At 64.3% G+C, this 15,201-nt stretch carries 15 protein-coding genes and 2 pseudogenes; 8 read left to right on the top strand and 9 right to left on the bottom strand.

Annotation, left to right across the window (positions count from 1 at the left end; all coding sequences use genetic code 11):
- Positions 1 to 15: 15 nt before the first annotated feature.
- Complete coding sequence (hemB, locus tag B4I46_RS23335; protein ID WP_043863387.1) at positions 16 to 1,026, bottom strand: porphobilinogen synthase; 1,011 nt, start codon at positions 1,024 to 1,026, stop codon at positions 16 to 18.
- A gap of 207 nt (positions 1,027 to 1,233) precedes the next feature.
- Here hemB and B4I46_RS23330 point away from each other — a divergent pair, with 207 nt between their 5' ends.
- Both B4I46_RS23330 and elbB read left to right on the top strand, forming a co-directional pair.
- Positions 1,234 to 1,875, top strand: coding sequence for a DedA family protein (locus B4I46_RS23330; protein ID WP_088514618.1), 642 nt, complete (start codon positions 1,234 to 1,236; stop codon positions 1,873 to 1,875).
- Positions 1,876 to 1,991: 116 nt separating this feature from the next.
- On the top strand, positions 1,992 to 2,660 hold the full coding sequence (gene elbB, locus B4I46_RS23325; protein ID WP_043863385.1) for an isoprenoid biosynthesis glyoxalase ElbB: 669 nt from the start codon (positions 1,992 to 1,994) through the stop codon (positions 2,658 to 2,660).
- A gap of 4 nt (positions 2,661 to 2,664) precedes the next feature.
- Here elbB and B4I46_RS23320 read toward each other — a convergent pair whose 3' ends face one another.
- Positions 2,665 to 3,126 (bottom strand): YaiI/YqxD family protein, encoded by a 462-nt coding sequence (locus B4I46_RS23320; protein WP_043863384.1) that lies wholly within the window; start codon positions 3,124 to 3,126, stop codon positions 2,665 to 2,667.
- Between the two features lie 98 nt (positions 3,127 to 3,224).
- Positions 3,225 to 4,742, bottom strand: a pseudogene (locus B4I46_RS23315) (FTR1 family protein); the annotation flags it as partial.
- A gap of 434 nt (positions 4,743 to 5,176) precedes the next feature.
- On the opposite strand from B4I46_RS23315, the gene B4I46_RS23310 reads away from it, so the two are divergent.
- The 4 genes from B4I46_RS23310 to B4I46_RS23295 are packed head-to-tail and all read left to right on the top strand — an operon-like array spanning position 5,177 to position 8,318.
- Positions 5,177 to 6,568 carry a COG3014 family protein gene (locus tag B4I46_RS23310; protein WP_054915494.1) on the top strand — a complete coding sequence of 464 codons (1,392 nt, stop codon included), beginning with the start codon at positions 5,177 to 5,179 and terminating at the stop codon, positions 6,566 to 6,568.
- Between the two features lie 14 nt (positions 6,569 to 6,582).
- Positions 6,583 to 6,957 (top strand): YcfL family protein, encoded by a 375-nt coding sequence (locus B4I46_RS23305; protein ID WP_043863382.1) that lies wholly within the window; start codon positions 6,583 to 6,585, stop codon positions 6,955 to 6,957.
- Positions 6,958 to 6,986: 29 nt separating this feature from the next.
- Positions 6,987 to 7,574: a penicillin-binding protein activator LpoB gene (gene lpoB / locus B4I46_RS23300; RefSeq protein WP_043863467.1), complete on the top strand. Its 588-nt coding sequence runs from the start codon at positions 6,987 to 6,989 to the stop codon at positions 7,572 to 7,574.
- Between the two features lie 3 nt (positions 7,575 to 7,577).
- Entirely contained in the window at positions 7,578 to 8,318 is a 741-nt protein-coding gene (locus B4I46_RS23295; RefSeq protein WP_043863381.1) for a hypothetical protein, read from the top strand.
- A 123-nt stretch (positions 8,319 to 8,441) separates the two neighbouring features.
- Here B4I46_RS23295 and B4I46_RS23290 read toward each other — a convergent pair whose 3' ends face one another.
- From B4I46_RS23290 to B4I46_RS23280, 3 genes are all read right to left on the bottom strand, one after another.
- Positions 8,442 to 9,074 (bottom strand): LysE family transporter, encoded by a 633-nt coding sequence (locus B4I46_RS23290; RefSeq protein WP_043863380.1) that lies wholly within the window; start codon positions 9,072 to 9,074, stop codon positions 8,442 to 8,444.
- 85 nt (positions 9,075 to 9,159) lie between these two features.
- On the bottom strand, positions 9,160 to 9,747 hold the full coding sequence (locus tag B4I46_RS23285; protein WP_043863379.1) for a mechanosensitive ion channel family protein: 588 nt from the start codon (positions 9,745 to 9,747) through the stop codon (positions 9,160 to 9,162).
- Positions 9,747 to 11,657 (bottom strand): ATP-binding cassette domain-containing protein, encoded by a 1,911-nt coding sequence (locus B4I46_RS23280; protein WP_058541744.1) that lies wholly within the window; start codon positions 11,655 to 11,657, stop codon positions 9,747 to 9,749. The genes B4I46_RS23285 and B4I46_RS23280 overlap by 1 nt, the downstream gene beginning before the upstream one ends.
- A gap of 50 nt (positions 11,658 to 11,707) precedes the next feature.
- On the opposite strand from B4I46_RS23280, the gene B4I46_RS23275 reads away from it, so the two are divergent.
- Positions 11,708 to 12,184 carry a TIGR02444 family protein gene (locus B4I46_RS23275; protein ID WP_286902066.1) on the top strand — a complete coding sequence of 159 codons (477 nt, stop codon included), beginning with the start codon at positions 11,708 to 11,710 and terminating at the stop codon, positions 12,182 to 12,184.
- Here the strand turns inward: B4I46_RS23275 and B4I46_RS23270 are convergent.
- Positions 12,166 to 13,053 (bottom strand): annotated as a pseudogene (locus B4I46_RS23270) (AlgP family protein); the annotation flags it as partial. The gene B4I46_RS23275 and the pseudogene B4I46_RS23270 overlap by 19 nt on opposite strands.
- 227 nt (positions 13,054 to 13,280) lie before the next feature.
- On the opposite strand from B4I46_RS23270, the gene B4I46_RS23265 reads away from it, so the two are divergent.
- Positions 13,281 to 13,946 (top strand): FKBP-type peptidyl-prolyl cis-trans isomerase, encoded by a 666-nt coding sequence (locus tag B4I46_RS23265; RefSeq protein WP_054915490.1) that lies wholly within the window; start codon positions 13,281 to 13,283, stop codon positions 13,944 to 13,946.
- Positions 13,947 to 13,971: 25 nt separating this feature from the next.
- Here the strand turns inward: B4I46_RS23265 and rsd are convergent, their stop codons facing one another.
- Positions 13,972 to 14,442 carry a sigma D regulator gene (gene rsd / locus B4I46_RS23260; RefSeq protein ID WP_286902063.1) on the bottom strand — a complete coding sequence of 157 codons (471 nt, stop codon included), beginning with the start codon at positions 14,440 to 14,442 and terminating at the stop codon, positions 13,972 to 13,974.
- A 232-nt stretch (positions 14,443 to 14,674) separates the two neighbouring features.
- Positions 14,675 to 15,196 carry a disulfide bond formation protein B gene (locus B4I46_RS23255; RefSeq protein ID WP_043863374.1) on the bottom strand — a complete coding sequence of 174 codons (522 nt, stop codon included), beginning with the start codon at positions 15,194 to 15,196 and terminating at the stop codon, positions 14,675 to 14,677.
- Positions 15,197 to 15,201: the final 5 nt, after the last annotated feature.

The raw sequence follows: 15,201 nt of genomic DNA, 5'->3' as shown, positions 1-15,201 counted from the left end.
CGTTCCTGAAGGGCGTTACTGCCCTCTCATCAATTGTGCGGCGCGAACAGCGAAATAGGTCAGGATGCCGTCGGCGCCCGCCCGTTTGAAAGCGGTGAGGGATTCGAGGATAACCCCTTCCGAGAGCCAGCCGTTCTGGATCGCGGCCATGTGCATCGCGTACTCGCCACTGACCTGGTAGACGAAGGTCGGGACCTTGAACTCGTCCTTGACCCGCGCAAGGATATCCAGATACGGCATGCCTGGCTTGACCATTACCATGTCGGCGCCTTCGGACAGGTCGGCGGCCACTTCATGCAGGGCTTCGTTGGTGTTGGCCGGGTCCATCTGGTACGAGGCCTTGTTGGCCTTGCCCAGGTTCAGCGCCGAGCCGACCGCGTCGCGGAACGGGCCGTAGTAGGCGCTGGCATACTTGGCCGAGTAGGCCATGATGCGCACGTTGACATGACCGGCCAGCTCCAGGGCTTCACGGATCGCCTGGATCCGCCCGTCCATCATGTCCGACGGGGCCACTACCTGGGCGCCGGCCTCGGCATGCGACAGCGCCTGGCGCACCAGGGCGTCGACGGTGATGTCGTTCTGGACGTAGCCTTCCTCGTCGAGGATACCGTCCTGGCCGTGGGTGGTGAACGGGTCCAGTGCCACGTCGGTGATCACCCCCAGCTCCGGGAAGCGGTCGCGCAGGGCGCGGGTGGCGCGCTGGGCAATACCGTCCGGGTTGTAGGCTTCGGCGCCATCCAGCGACTTCCTGTCCAGCGGGGTCACCGGGAACAGGGCCAGCGCCGGAATACCCAGCTTCACCCACTCCTCGGCGGCCTGCAGCAGCAGGTCGATGCTCAGGCGCTCCACGCCCGGCATCGAGGCGACTTCCTCGCGACGGTTTTCGCCGTCCAGCACGAACACCGGCAGGATCAGGTCGTCAACAGTCAGTGTGGTTTCGCGCACCAGGCGACGGGAAAAGTCGTCACGGCGGTTGCGACGCAGGCGAGTGGCAGGAAACAAACGGTTAGCGGGGGTAAAGCTCACGGCAGACTCCTGAGCCCGCGCAGGCGGGCGAGCGCGACAGTTATAAGCAGCCATTATGACGCCCGTATGACGACCTGAGGCAACCCTGCGACTTATGGACGCATTCATTCTCCTTGTAGGAAATGTTCACGTCGAGACACATTTGGACACTTTCCCTAAAGCCTCCCAGGGGGTAGGCTGCGCGTTCATTTCGCCAGCACCCAGAAAATGCTTGAACAATTCCTGCAGGATTTCGGCTATTTTGCCCTTTTTCTAGGCACCTTTTTTGAAGGTGAGACCATACTGGTTCTCGCCGGATTTCTTGCGTTCCGTGGCTACATGGATATCAACATGGTGGTGCTGGTTGCCTTCTTCGGCAGCTATGCCGGCGACCAGCTGTGGTACTTCATGGGGCGTCGTCACGGGCGCAAGCTGCTGGCGCGCAAGCCGCGCTGGCAGATGATGGGGGACCGTGCGCTGGAGCACATCCGCCGCCACCCCGACATCTGGGTGCTGAGTTTCCGTTTCGTCTACGGCCTGCGCACGGTGATGCCCGTGGCCATCGGCCTGTCCGGCTACCCGCCGCGCCGCTACCTGCTGCTCAACGGCATCGGTGCCGCAGTATGGGCACTGGCCCTGGGCGCGGCCGCCTACCACTTCGGCGCCATCCTCGAAGGGCTGCTGGGCAACGTGAAGAAGTACGAGCTGTGGGTACTCGGTGCCCTGGTGGTACTGGGCGCCCTGCTGTGGCTGCGCCGGCGCTTCAAGGCCGCGCGCATTGCCCGCCAGGAAGCCGCCGAGGCCCAGGCCGAACAGGCGCGGGCCCAGGCCCGGGAGCAGCACCCTGGCGAAGGTGGCGACCGGCCATAGGCCTGGCTGCTCGCTCTCACGACTGAACACTCCCCCTGCATTGCGATCTATGTAGAGAGCCTGGCGAGAATGGCCAAATCAGGGGACATTTAGCGCCTTGAACGGGAGTAGTGAGCATGACCAAGAAAAAAGTTGCGGTGATCCTTTCCGGTTGCGGTGTGTACGACGGTGCCGAAATTCACGAGAGCGTCATCACCCTGCTGCGCCTTGACCAGCGTGGCGCCCAGGTGCAGTGCTTTGCACCGAACATCGCGCAGATGCATGTGATCAACCACCTTACCGGCGAAGAGATGCCCGAAACGCGCAACGTGCTGGTGGAGTCGGCGCGCATTGCCCGCGGCGAGGTCAAGGACCTGCGTGAAGCGAATGCGGACGACTTCGACGCACTGATCGTGCCCGGAGGCTTCGGCGCTGCGAAAAACCTCTCCAACTTCGCCGTGGAAGGCGACAAATGCTCGGTCAACCCCGATGTGCTCGCACTGGCCGAAGCCTTCGCCGAAGCGGGCAAGCCGGTGGGCCTGATCTGCATTTCGCCGGCCCTGGCGGCCAAGATCTACGGGCCAGGCGTGGTCTGCACCATCGGCAACGATGCCGACACCAGCGCGGCCGTGGTCAAGATGGGCGGCACCCATGAAGAATGCGATGTGCACGACATCGTCGAAGACACTCAGCGCAAGCTGGTCAGCACCCCCGCCTACATGCTGGCGCAGAGCATCGGCGAGGCGGCGGGCGGGATCTACAAGCTGGTCGACCGGGTGCTGGAACTGACCCACGAGGCCGACTGAGGCATCACTGCGGGTAGGCGCGTGCCAACCGCGTGAGAATGCGGTCCAGCGCATTGGCGAAGGCCTGTTTCTCACGCTCGCCGTAGGGCGCCTGCCCACCACCGACCTGGCCCTGCTCGCGCAGGTCGGTGAACAGGTTGCGCACCGCCAGCCGCTCGCCCATGTTGCGCTCGTCGAATTCGCGACCACGCGGATCGAGCGCGGCCACCCCCTTCTTGACCAGCCGATCGGCCAGCGGCACATCGCTGCAGATCACCAACTCGCCGGGCACGGCGTGTTCCACCAGGTAGTCGTCGGCAGCATCCGGCCCACTGGGCACCACGATGAGCCTGACGCAGGCAAAGGCCGGCTTGATCTGGCCCTGACCGGCGACCAGCACCACCTCGAACTGGCGCTTGAGGGCAAATTTGACCAGTTGGTCCTTGGCCGCCTTGGGGCAGGCATCGGCGTCGATCCAGACACGCATGGTTGGGTTATCCACCGCAAAGAGAACAAGGCGCACAGTATCCCTGCATTGGCGCGGCGTTGCAGCATTCGCCGACAAGCCAGCGCAGGGGCCCTCGATCAGTGCACCGAAACCCGCCGCCCTGCCAGCCAGCTGCGCCCGTACAACACCGCAATGGCCACCAGCGCCAATACCTGCGCGGCCAGCGAATACGCATCGGCATGAATCCCCAGCCAGTCGAAGTCGAAGAACGGCACTGGCCGCGTACCGAACACCCCCGCCTCCTGCAACGCCTTCACCCCATGCCCGGCGAACACCACCGACAACGCGCACAGCAGCGCCGCGTTGATGCTGAAGAACAACGACAGCGGCAATTTCGCCGACCCGCGCAGAATCACCCACGCCAGCCCCACCAGCAGCACCAGCGCCGTCGCCCCGCCGGCCAGCACCGCATCGTGCGCCGCAGGCCCGGCCTGCAGCCACAGGGTTTCGTAGAACAGGATCACCTCGAACAGTTCGCGGTAAACCGAAAAGAACGCCAGCACGGCAAAGCCGAATCGGCCGCCGCCCCCCACCAGGCTGCTTTTGATGTAGTCCTGCCAGGCCGCCGCATGGCGCCGGTCGTGCATCCATACCCCCAGCCACAGCACCATCACGCAGGCGAACAGGGCGGTGCAGCCCTCCAGCAGTTCACGCTGTGCGCCCCCCACGTCGATCACGTAGGCAGCCAGTGCCCAGGTGGCAAAGCCCGCCACCAACGCCAGCGCCCACCCCACGTTGACGCTGCGCACTGCCGACTGCTGCCCGGTATTGCGCAGGAAGGCCAGAATCGCCGCCAGCACCAGGATTGCCTCCAGCCCCTCGCGCAGCAGAATCAGCAGGCCGGAGATGAAGCTCAGCGACCAGCTCAGGCCATCGCCACCCAGCAGCTTGGCCGATGCTTCGAGCTCGGCCTTGGCCGCCGCCAGGCGTTGCGTCACCTGCTCCACCGGCAAGCCGTCCTGCAACCCCTGGCGGTAGGCCATCAGGTCCTTTTCGGTGTTCTTGCGCAGGTTGGCATCGACGTTGTCCAGGGCGCTTTCCACCAGCTCGAAGCCCTCCAGGTACGCCGCCACCGACAGGTCGTAGGCCTGCTCGTGGTCGCCGGCACGATAGGCGGCCAGGCTCTGTTCGAGGGTGGTGGCGGTGTAGTCGATCAGTTGGCCAGGGCCGCGTTGCGCCGCTGGCGGCTTGGCGCGCTGGGCGCGAAAGGCGGCCGCCGCCTCGCCACCCTGGGTGTCACGCACCTGCGCCGGGGTGAGCTGCGCCAGCTCGGCCACGCTGAAGCGCCGGTCGGCCTGCACAGCACCAGGCTCGGCGCTGAAGCCGGCAATGTAGCTGGCCACATCCCAGCGCTGGCGCTCGTCGAGCTGGTCGGCGAACGCCGGCATGTCGCTGCCCTCGATGCCCTGCTCCATCACCCGGTACAGCTCGGCCAGGCTCAGGGTGTCGAGCCGCGCCGCCTGGCGCAGATCGCCCGGCGGTGGTTCCAGCCCCAACCCCGCAGGCCCATCGCCGGCGCCGCCGTCACCGTGGCACACCGAACAGTGCTGGGCGTACAGCGGTGCACCGCGGGCCGGGTCCGGGGTAATCACCGGCGCTAGCGGCGCGGCACTGCTCAAGGCACTGCCGAGGGCCAGCAGCGGCCCTAGCAGCCAGGCGAACACACGGGGGCGGGGCGTCATGGGAGCCAATCTCGAACAGGAATGAGGAGGATTGCATTGTTCACTTCCACTTGCGCCGGCTCAAGCACCACCCGGAAGTTTCATGAAAAATTTTGAAACAAGTTTATCTCCTACCCCGGGAATCGACTTATTCCTACACCGCACGGGAAATGTGACTACTGGCACATCCAAGAAAAAATGCAGCACAAGGCCATTAATTAGCCAGTCATTGCGTCTATAATGCCGCGCCTTTCGTTATAGCGAATGGAAATACAGGCTCCTCTGCTAAGAGGATTTGGAACTAGCGTCCAAAGGGATCACCGCCACTCGCCGGCGCCTAACGTCACTTTTCAGGGAAGAGATTCAAGATGGCCTCCCGTGTCCTCACCGTCGCCACGCTGTGCGCGATCGTCCAACTGACGGGCTGCGCAGCGTTTCGCAGCTACGACAGCGAACTCCAGGAAACCAACCAGCAGCTGGCCAGCGGCAACGTCGACGCGGCCCTGGCCCTGCTGGAAAAGAACAACAAGGGTGAGGACAAGGACCTTCTCTACTACTTCGAGAAAGGCGAACTGCTGCGCTCCAAGGGCGACCTGAGCGGTAGCCAGGATGCCTGGCGCGAAGCCGATAGCGTGGTGTTCAAGTGGGAAGAGTCGGTGAAGCTGGACACCGCCAAGTACCTGAGCCAGTTCGGCAGCTACCTGGTCAACGACAAGGTGCGCCGCTACGAAGGCTACGACTACGAAAAAGTCATGCTGACCACCCAGATGGCCCTGAACCTGCTGGCGCAGAATGATTTCGACGGTGCCCGCACCGAAATCAAGAAAACCCACGAACGTGAGGCCGTGATCGCCGAGCTGCGCGACAAGGAATACCTCAAGCGCGAAGAAGAGGCCGAGAAGGAAGGCGTCAAGACCGAGTACAAGGACCTGCAGGGCTACCCGGTGGCCGCCCTGGACGCGCCTGAAGTGGTCGGCCTGAAGAACAGCTACCAGAGTGCGTTCAGCCACTACCTGTCCGGCTACGTATACGAAGCACTGGGCGAAAAAGGCCTGGCTGCACCGGGCTACCGCAAGGCGGCCGAACTGCGCCCGAACACCGCGCTGCTCGAGCGTGCGCTGCTCGACCTCGACAAGCCTGCCGCCAAGGGCGCCGACAGCGACGTGCTGATCGTGGTGCAGAGCGGCCTGGCGCCGGCCCGCGACTCGGTGCGCATCCCCCTGCCCCTGCCAATCAGCGGCAATCTGGTGATCACCCCGCTGTCGTTCCCGATCATCAAGGAAGACACCTCCACCGCGCACTTCAGCGAGATCTACCTGAACGACAAGACGCTCTCGCTGACCGCGCTCAACAGCACCACCGCCATGTCGCGCCGCGCGCTGCGTGACGACATGCCAGGCATCATCCTGCGCACCAGCGTGCGCGCCATCACCCGTGGCGTGGCGCAAAAGCAGCTCAACGACGTCAACCCGCTGGCTGGTCTGGCCGTGGGCATCGCCTCGGCCGTCACCGAAGGCGCCGACACCCGCACCTGGCGCACCCTGCCGGACGACACCCTGGTTGCCCGCGTGCGCCTGGCCCAGGGCGAGCACCAGCTGAGCCTGCCGTCGAACCTGGGCGGCAGCAAGATCGCCGTGAAGATCGATCGCCCCTATCAGGTCGTGGCCCTGCGCGTCGTGGGCAACCGCGTCTACGCCGGTGGCCCGGCCCTGCAAGTCACCCAGCCTGCGCCGGCCGCCGCCGTCGCCAGCCTCAAGTAAGCCAAGGAATCGCCATGCGCCTCAAGCTTCTCGCCGCGCTCGCCACCGCCACCCTGCTGGCCGGCTGCGCCACCCCACCACCGCCCGCACCGGGCAGCGCCGCCAGCAAGGTGGTCGTGATGGGCAAACTGAGCAACATCGACATCGGCCCGATGCGGGTTGCCCGCGAAAACGGCTTCATGACCGTCAAGGTCTCGCTGACCAACACCAGCCGCAGCAACAAGACGATGTTCTATCGCTTTGCCTGGCTGGGCAACGACGGCTTCCCGGTCGCCAGCGAAGAAAGCTGGAAGACCCTGAGCCTGTACGGCTCGCAGTCCACCGTACTGCCAGCGATTGCCCCGGTCCCCCAGGCCACTGACTTCCGCATTGAAGTCCAGGCCCAGTAATTTTCAATTTTCAGGAGATGCTCAACATGATGTTCGCTCGTTTTTCCCTGCTGGCCGTAGTGGTCGCGCTGGCCAGCGGCTGCGCCAACAACTCCCCTGTACTGGGCGGCAAGAACATTGGCTACGGCGACAGCAAGGCCGTTGAACTGGTCACCAACGAGTTCGGTTCCACCGACCTGCAGATGATCGCCGAAAGCATGACCCGCTCGCTGGCCCAGTCCGGCATCCTGCAGGGCCGTCCGGTGGTTCAGGTCTACGACGTGAAGAACAAGACCAGCGAGTACATCGATACCCGCGAGATCACCACCTCGATCAAGACCCAGCTGATGAAGACCGGCACCGCCCGCTTCGCCAGCGACAACAACCAGATGCAGAGCCAGGTCGACCAGCTCAAGCTGCAGAACCAGAGCGGCCTGTACAAGAAGAACACCGTGGCCAAGACCGGCAACATGATCGCTGCCAAATACCGCCTGGAAGGGTCGATCAGCTCGATCGTCAAGCGCAGCAGCGACTACAAGGACGTGTTCTACAAGTTCAGCCTGCAGCTGATCGACGTGGAAAGCGGCCTGGCCGAGTGGATGGACGAAAAAGAAATCCGCAAGACCACGGAGCGCTAAGCAATGCGTGCATGGATGGGCATCATCGGCCTGGCTTGCGCGTTCGGCGTGCAAGCGGCCCCCAAGGTAGCGGTCACCGACCTGGCTTATCAGGAGCGCGTGGAGCAGTACATCCACATGGTCTCGGCGAGCAGCAACTCGAATGCGAGCATGTACCACGCCAACGCGTCGTCCAGCTACAGCGAGTTCGAAAGCAGCCAGAGCTACATCGAGCAGACCGAGCTGCGCAAGTTCAGCGGTGACATCAAGGGCGAGATCCTCAAGTCCGGCATGTTCCAGCTGGTGCAGGGCACGCCGTACACGGCCAAGGCCAAGCAGGACGTGTATGACGTGATCGCGCGGATCAAGGCGGGCAACTACAAGGGCGCCGACTACGTACTGTTCGGCACCCTGTCGGATATCGACTTCCAGCGCGATATCACCTCGATCGACAACACCAACAGCTACTCGGCGATCCTGGGCCTGACCCTGGTGGCCGATTTCAGCCTGATCAACACCCGTACCTACGAGATCACCTCGGCGTTCACCGCCATGGGTGAAGGCCAGGACACCAAGCTGGTGAACAGCCAGGACGTGCGGGTCAGCCTGAACCGTCCGCGGGTGGTGCGTGAAGTGTCCAAGGAACTGGGCATGGATGTGGCCAGGCAGCTCAAGGAGCAGCTGGTGGGTGTGATGCCGGATCAGGAACGTGCGCCGATGCGCAACAACCTGCCGCCGGATGAGCCGGCGCAAATCTTGCGCTGAGCATGCAAAAGGCGACCTTCGGGTCGCCTTTTTTATTGGGTGTCTGTGCTGGCCTCTTCGCCGGCAACGCCGGCTCCCACAAGAACAGTGGTGACCCGCGATGGAAGGCGCAGCCTTCCGGTCTTAGACCGGCGCCCGGCGAATGGTCGCCAGCAATGTCGCCGCACCCAGGAACAACCCGGCAAACGTGCGGTTCATGCGCCGCTGCTGCCGGGGCGTGCGCAACAGGCGCAGCACCCGCGCCGCCAACCCGGTATAACCCGCCATCACCAGCAGGTCCACCGCCACCATGGTGCCGGCGATCGTCAGGTACTGCGGCAGCAGCTCGGCATGCGGATTGATGAACTGCGGCAGCACCGCAAGCATGAAGATCAGCGCCTTGGGGTTGCTGACGTTGACCAGAAAACCACGGAACACCAGGCTCAGCGGCTTGCCGATGGGGCGTACCGTCGAGTCGTCGGCCAGGTCTGCCGGCAGCGCTCGCCACTGTTTCACGGCCAGGTAGATCAGGTAGGCAACGCCAAACCATTTGATGACCTGGAACGCGGTAGCCGAGGCAGCGAGTACCGCGCCCACGCCGGCGGCAATGATCGCGATCTGCATCACCAGCCCCAGCTGCAGGCCCAGCGCGTTCCAGTAGCCGCGCCAGAAGCCGTACTGCAGACCGCAGGACATGGACGCAATGGCCCCCGCCCCCGGCGAAAGACTGATTACCCAACAGGCAGCAAAAAAAGCCAACCACGTTTCCAGCGACATCACACACCTCGGCCCGGACCCTTGTTCAAGGGTTCCACGCTAATGCGCCGCTGAAAAAATCACCACATTTTTTTGCAGCCGGTGTTCAGGCCCCGGGTTTCGGGCTTTCGCTTACCACGGCCAGGCCGTCCGAACCGCGCCAGCGGCGCACGCTCTTCTGGAAGAACTGGCTGTTGGGCACCTGCACCAGTGCGCCGCCCGCCTCGGGCAGTTCGACCAGGGTGGTGAACAGCAGGTTGATCGCGGTCACGCGGCCCTTGACCCCCGGCTTGTCGAGGGTCTCGACCAGCTCGACAACGTCGCCGATGCGAAACGGCCCCACGGTGAAGATCAGCACCGCGCAGAGCAGGTTGGACAGTACGCTCCACATCGCGAAGAAGGCCACCGCCGCCACCGCGACAAAGCCCGACAGGGCCGTCCACAGCACCGTGGCCGAAACACCCAGGCGCTCCAGCACGAAGATCAGCGCGCTGCCCATGATCAGCCAGCGCAAGCCGCCGCGCAGCGGCACCATCAGCTCCGGCGGCAACGGGTAACGCTCGCTCAGGCGAGTCAGGCAGCGCGCCACCAGGCGTTGCAGCAGGTACGCTGCGACCAGGATCAGCAGTATCTGCAGGCCCATCCAGAAGGGGCCGATCCACTCGACCGGCAGCAATCCCTGCATCGACTCCATCAGGACAACGCCTCCAGCTCGGCCTGCATGCTTTCAAGCACTTCGAGCGCTTGCATCCAGGCTTCTTCCAGCTCGCCTTCGCGCACCTTCAGCTTGGCCTGGCGGGCCAGCAGCTCGCGCAGCTCGTCCTTGCGCGCCGCTTCATACAGCGCGCTGTCGCTCAGGCTGGCATCGACCCCGGCCAGCTCTTCATGCAACTTGGCCAGCTCGGCTTCGAGCTTGTCGGCCTGGCGCTTGTGCGGGGCCAGTTGCTGGCGCAACGCCGCCGCAGCCTGGCGCTGGGCCTTCTTGTCGGTCTTGTCGGGGTTGACCGGGGTGGTGCTGACCGGGGCATTGCGCTGACGATACTCGACCAGCCAGCGGGTGTAGTCGTCGAGGTCGCCATCGAAGGTCTCGACCTTGCCGTCTGCCACCAGCAGGAAGTCGTCGGTGGTGCTCTTGAGCAGGTGACGGTCGTGGGACACCACCAGTACCGCGCCACTGAACTCCTGCAGGGCCATGGTCAGTGCCAGGCGCATCTCCAGGTCCAGGTGGTTGGTCGGTTCGTCGAGCAGCAGCAGGTTGGGCCGCTCCCAGGCAATCAGCGCCAGGGCCAGGCGGGCCTTTTCGCCGCCGGAGAAGTTCAGCACCGGTTCGTCGATGCGCGCACCGCGAAAATCGAAACCGCCGAGGAAGTCGCGCAGGGTCTGCTCGCGCTCGGTGGGGGCCAGGCGCTGCAGGTGCAGCAGGGGGCTGGCCTTGCTGTCCAGCGAATCGAGCTGGTGCTGAGCAAAGTAGCCCACCACCAGGTTCTCGCCGCGCACCAGGCGTCCGGCCAGCGGCTCCAGCTCGCCGGCCAGGTTCTTGATCAGGGTCGATTTGCCGGCGCCGTTGGGGCCCAGCAGGCCGATGCGCGCACCCGGGGTGAGCTGCAGCTTGACCTTCTCCAGCACGGTCTTGTCGCCATAGCCCAGGCGGGCTTCGGCAAGGTCGAGCAGCGGGCTGGAGATCTTCTCGGACTCACGGAAGGTGAAGTCGAACGGCGAGTCGACATGCGCCGCCGAAAGCTCCTCCATGCGCTCCAGTGCCTTGATGCGGCTTTGTGCCTGGCGCGCCTTGGTGGCCTGGGCCTTGAACCGGGCGATGTACTTTTCCATGTGGGCGCGTTGCGCCTGCTGCTTCTCGTACGCCTGCTGCTGTTGCGCCAGGCGTTCGGCACGGGCGCGCTCGAAGGCGCTGTAGCCGCCGCGGTAGAGGGTCAGCTTGCACTGTTCCACGTGTGCCACGTGGTCGACCACCGCATCCAGGAAATCGCGGTCGTGGGAAATCAGCAGCAGCGTGCCGGGGTAGCTCTTGAGCCAGTCTTCAAGCCACAGGATCGCATCCAGGTCCAGGTGGTTGGTGGGCTCGTCGAGCAGCAGCAGGTCGCTGGGGCACATCAGTGCCTGGGCCAGGTTCAGGCGCATGCGCCAGCCGCCGGAGAAGTCGCCGACGCGCCGGTCCATCTGTTCGTTGCTGAAGCCCAGGCCGGCCAGCAGCTTGCGGGCGCGGGCATCGGCGGTATAACCGTCGGCGCTGTCGAGCTCCACATGCAGGCGGGCCAATGCATTGTTGTCGTGCGCGGCCTCGGCGGCTGCGAGCGCAGCCTGTACCTCGCGCAGGCGCACGTCGCCATCGAGCACGTAGTCCACCGCCAGGCGATCGAGGGTATCGACCTCCTGGCGCATGTGCGCGATGCGCCAGTCGCCGGGCAGCTGGCATTCGCCCGAATCGGGCGTGAGCTCACCGCGCAGCAAGGCGAACAGGCTGGATTTGCCGGCGCCGTTGGCACCGATCAGGCCGGCTTTCTGGCCGGCGTGCAGGGTCAACTCGGCGCCTTCTAGCAGGCGCTGGGGACCACGCTGTAAAGTGAGGTTCGAAAGTCTGATCATAATGGCCGCGGAGTCTACCAGCTTCGATGGCAACTGGCGCGAGTAGGACCATGCACACCGACCTGTGGAATTTCGCTCTGCACCTGTACGCCCGGCCGGGCGTGGAGGCTGCCTGCCTGGCCTTGCAGGACGAAGGGGCCGATGTGTGCCTTCTGCTGTGCGGGGCGTGGCTTGAAGCCCGCAGGGCCGGGGTGACCCCCGAGCGCGTACAGCACCTGCAACAGCTGGCCGCTGCCTGGCAGCAGCATGTGGTGACACCGCTGCGTCAACTGCGCCGGCAATGGCGTGCAGACGCGCAGCACGACCCGCAGCTGACGCACTTGCGCGAGCAGGTCAAGGCACTGGAACTGGAGGCGGAGCGAACATTGCTGGCGCGTCTGCAACAGGCTAGCGAAGGCTGGATGAATCAGGGTGTGGCAGGTGACTGGCTGGCCGTGCTGGCCCCCCAGGGCACCCGGCACCACGACGCGCTGCAGGTGCTGCGCGTCGTGGCGGTGGCGGATCAGGAAGCAGTCGAGGGCGACTGAGTCACTGGGGTCGTCACGGGTGCAGCGGCAGGCGAAGCAGCAGGTGCGGCCGTGGTGGCCGCAGCAGGTGCCGAAGTCGCCGGTTTGGCAGCAGCGGGTTTGGCGGCCGGCTTGGCGGGTGCGCGGGTAGCGGCGGGCTTGGCGGGGGCCTTGGCAGCAGCAGGCTTGGCAGCTGGCTTGGCCGGAGCCTTGGCAGCGGCGGGTTTGGCAGCTGGCTTGGCGGATGCCTTGGCAGCGGCAGGTTTGGCAGCTGGCTTGGCGGCTGCGGGTTTGGCAGCAGACCTTGCCGGAGCCTTGGCGGCTGCAGTCTTGGCAGCTGGCTTGGCCGGAGCCTTGGCAGCGGCTGGCTTGGCCGCGGCAGTTTTGGCCGCTGGCTTGGCGGCGGCTTTGGTAGCGGCTGGCTTGGCTGCAGCCTTGCGAGCCGGGGCCTTGGCGGCCGACTTGGCCGCTACCGGAGCAGCCTTGGCCGAACGCGAGGTCAGGGCCTTGGACGCTGCTTCCTGCACCTTGCCGACGCCTTGGGCGAGCTTCAGGCTTTCCTGCGCATCACGCTTGAGCTGCACGATGTACAGGCGGGTTTGCGACTGGCGATCCTTGAGCGAATCGAGCAGGGTTTCCAGTTCGCCTACGGCGCCCTTGGCCTTGTTCTGCGCCTTGTTCTTGCCGGCGACCGCAGCGTCCTGAAGTTTGAGACGCGACTTGTGAAGTTTTTCCTGCGCCTTGCCCCGTTGTTTTTCCAACTTGGCCAACAGTTTTTCAGCATCAGCCAGTGCTTGCGAGCAGGCACTTTCCAGATGCTCGAGCAAACTGCCCGAGAGTTGATGTAGCAGGTGTAATGGCGTACTGACTGGCTTCTTACTGGCCGACATGGCTTACCTCCTGGCTGACGAGAATGCGGCTCATACTAGACCTTCTGCTGCTACCGCCGCTAGGGCATGTTGACAGTAAGTAGGACGCCGCGTTGCATGCCTGGGCAAAGTTGTTATGGCTGCAGCTGCGCACAAGTGTAGATGCTGTTAAAAAGGCTGTCGGAATTTGCTCTATGCAAAGATTCATCCGGCCCTCACCATGCACTCAAACCACCTGGAGTGAGCCTGTGCCACGCTACCTGTTACTGCCCTTGCTGCTCGCCCTGCCCTGCGCATTCGCAGACACCACCGAGCCACCGGCAAGTGCTCACGACCTGTCCTATAGCGTCGGCGCCAGCCTGGGTGAACGGTTGCGCAACGAGATGCCCGAGCTGCAGCTCGATGCCTTGATCCAGGGGTTGCAACAGGCCTACGCGAACAAGCCCCTGGCAATCAGCCAGGCACGGCGCGAAGCGATTCTCAGCCAGCACGAGGCCCAGGCCAGCGAGGCCGCCGAGCAGTCGCAGGTGGAAATGCTGATGGCGGTGGAAACCCGTTTCATGGCCACCGAACGCGCCCGTGCCGGAGTACGAGAACTACCCGAAGGCGTACTGGTGACCGAACTGGTCAAGGGCAATGGTGCCTCACCCAGGGCCGATGGCCGGGTGCAGGTACGCTACGTCGGCAAGCTGCCCGATGGCAGCGTGTTCGACCAGAGCGAACAACCGCAGTGGTTCAGCCTCAAGAGTGTGATCGAGGGCTGGCAGGTGGCGTTGCCACAGATGGCTGTCGGGGCGAAATGGCGTGTGGTGATTCCGTCGGCCAAGTCCTACGGAGCCGATGGCGCAGGCGATCTGATTCCGCCATTCACGCCACTGATCTTCGAGATCGAACTACTGGGGGTTGCCGACTGAATGTCGGCAACGGAGGAGACAGGGGTCAGGCCTGGACGGCCTCTTCTTCCTTGTGCGCGTTGTGCAGCACTTCGATCAGGCAATCCTCAAGCTCGAAGCGCTCGTGGAGCAGGCTGCCCAGCTCGCTGAGCTTCTTGGCGAAGCGCTCCTGGTCGGTACAGTTGCCCTTGTCGCAGTGATCGTTGAAAGCCGACGCGATATCGGTAATGGCACTGATACGAGGGCTGATCTGCTTCGCCAGTTCCAGGCCCTTGTTATCTCCGAACGCCTTGGCTTCAGCCACCAACTGCTCACTGACCTCGAAGTGCCAGGCGGAGACGTAATCGACCAGTATCGCGCAGAAGTCGAGGTTCTTGTCCTTGTCCGCAAAGGCCGGTTTGGCATCGCGCAATGCGCGAAAGGCCGTGACCAGTTCGGCCCGCTCGTCCAGCCAGCGGTCAATCAGCTTGTGAACCCCACCCCAGCGTTCCTGAGCATTCTGACAACTATCTAACATGGCGGTGTCTTCCCTTCTGGGTCATGCCGCTGCGCCCCGTCGTGCGAGGTATGCACAACAAAGGGAGAAAGCAGCAGAACGGCATCGAGCAGCAGTGTTTTGGGTATGCGTGCAAGGGAGATTATTCCCGCGCGCCCTTGCCTTCAAGGTACGCAGGCGACAAGTTTCATACAAGTGTTTAATCGCCGCACCCGCGGCCATCGGTCGATTGCCTGACCCCTGCCGGCAAGCGTCAGGGTTTCAACGACTTGCCCGTGGCCGCTGGCTGCACGTACAGCAGCCGCGCCAACGCCAGCGCCGCCAGCAGCAGGAAGGCCAGCAGGCTCCACTCCGGCAGGCTCAGGTCCAGAAAGCTCCAGGTGATCGACGCGCAATCGGCCGAACCGAGCAGCATGGCGTGCAGCACGTCGGCAAGGCTGCCTTGCTCGATGAGCGCACCGAGGGGCATCGAGCAGGCCTCACCCGCCGCCACCCCGCTGCCCTGCAACCAGATCTGGCGCACCGCCAGCAAGCCGCCCCCCAGCGCCAGGCCCAACGCCGCAGCCGCATAGCGACGCGCACCCGGCTGACCCGGTGCATGCAGGCGCGCGGCCAGGCAGACGCCGGCAAACACAACCAGCAATACACGCTGGCTCTGGCACAGTGGGCAAGGCACCAGCCCTTTGGTGAATTCGAGGTAAAACGCACCGGCGAGAATCAGTAACGACGCGACGAAAGCCAGGGAGAACAATGAGCGCAAACAGGCCAATGGCATGGCAA

Source organism: Pseudomonas sp. UBA7500, assembly GCF_002478435.1.
Lineage (GTDB): Bacteria > Pseudomonadota > Gammaproteobacteria > Pseudomonadales > Pseudomonadaceae > Aquipseudomonas > Aquipseudomonas palmensis.
This window is presented reverse-complemented; position numbering and strand designations above follow the sequence as displayed.

What these genes read in the sequence shown, in the direction of transcription:
- B4I46_RS23310 (WP_054915494.1), top strand. Translation starts at nt 5,177, where the DNA reads ATGGCCTCCCGTGTCCTCACCGTCGCCACGCTGTGCGCGATCGTCCAA.
- B4I46_RS23275 (WP_286902066.1), top strand. Translation starts at nt 11,708, where the DNA reads ATGCACACCGACCTGTGGAATTTCGCTCTGCACCTGTACGCCCGGCCG.
- B4I46_RS23320 (WP_043863384.1), bottom strand. Translation starts at nt 3,126, where the DNA reads ATGCGTGTCTGGATCGACGCCGATGCCTGCCCCAAGGCGGCCAAGGAC.
- rsd (WP_286902063.1), bottom strand. Translation starts at nt 14,442, where the DNA reads ATGTTAGATAGTTGTCAGAATGCTCAGGAACGCTGGGGTGGGGTTCAC.
- B4I46_RS23305 (WP_043863382.1), top strand. Translation starts at nt 6,583, where the DNA reads ATGCGCCTCAAGCTTCTCGCCGCGCTCGCCACCGCCACCCTGCTGGCC.
- B4I46_RS23330 (WP_088514618.1), top strand. Translation starts at nt 1,234, where the DNA reads ATGCTTGAACAATTCCTGCAGGATTTCGGCTATTTTGCCCTTTTTCTA.
- B4I46_RS23295 (WP_043863381.1), top strand. Translation starts at nt 7,578, where the DNA reads ATGCGTGCATGGATGGGCATCATCGGCCTGGCTTGCGCGTTCGGCGTG.
- lpoB (WP_043863467.1), top strand. Translation starts at nt 6,987, where the DNA reads ATGTTCGCTCGTTTTTCCCTGCTGGCCGTAGTGGTCGCGCTGGCCAGC.
- B4I46_RS23280 (WP_058541744.1), bottom strand. Translation starts at nt 11,657, where the DNA reads ATGATCAGACTTTCGAACCTCACTTTACAGCGTGGTCCCCAGCGCCTG.
- B4I46_RS23285 (WP_043863379.1), bottom strand. Translation starts at nt 9,747, where the DNA reads ATGGAGTCGATGCAGGGATTGCTGCCGGTCGAGTGGATCGGCCCCTTC.
- elbB (WP_043863385.1), top strand. Translation starts at nt 1,992, where the DNA reads ATGACCAAGAAAAAAGTTGCGGTGATCCTTTCCGGTTGCGGTGTGTAC.
- B4I46_RS23255 (WP_043863374.1), bottom strand. Translation starts at nt 15,196, where the DNA reads ATGCCATTGGCCTGTTTGCGCTCATTGTTCTCCCTGGCTTTCGTCGCG.
- B4I46_RS23290 (WP_043863380.1), bottom strand. Translation starts at nt 9,074, where the DNA reads ATGTCGCTGGAAACGTGGTTGGCTTTTTTTGCTGCCTGTTGGGTAATC.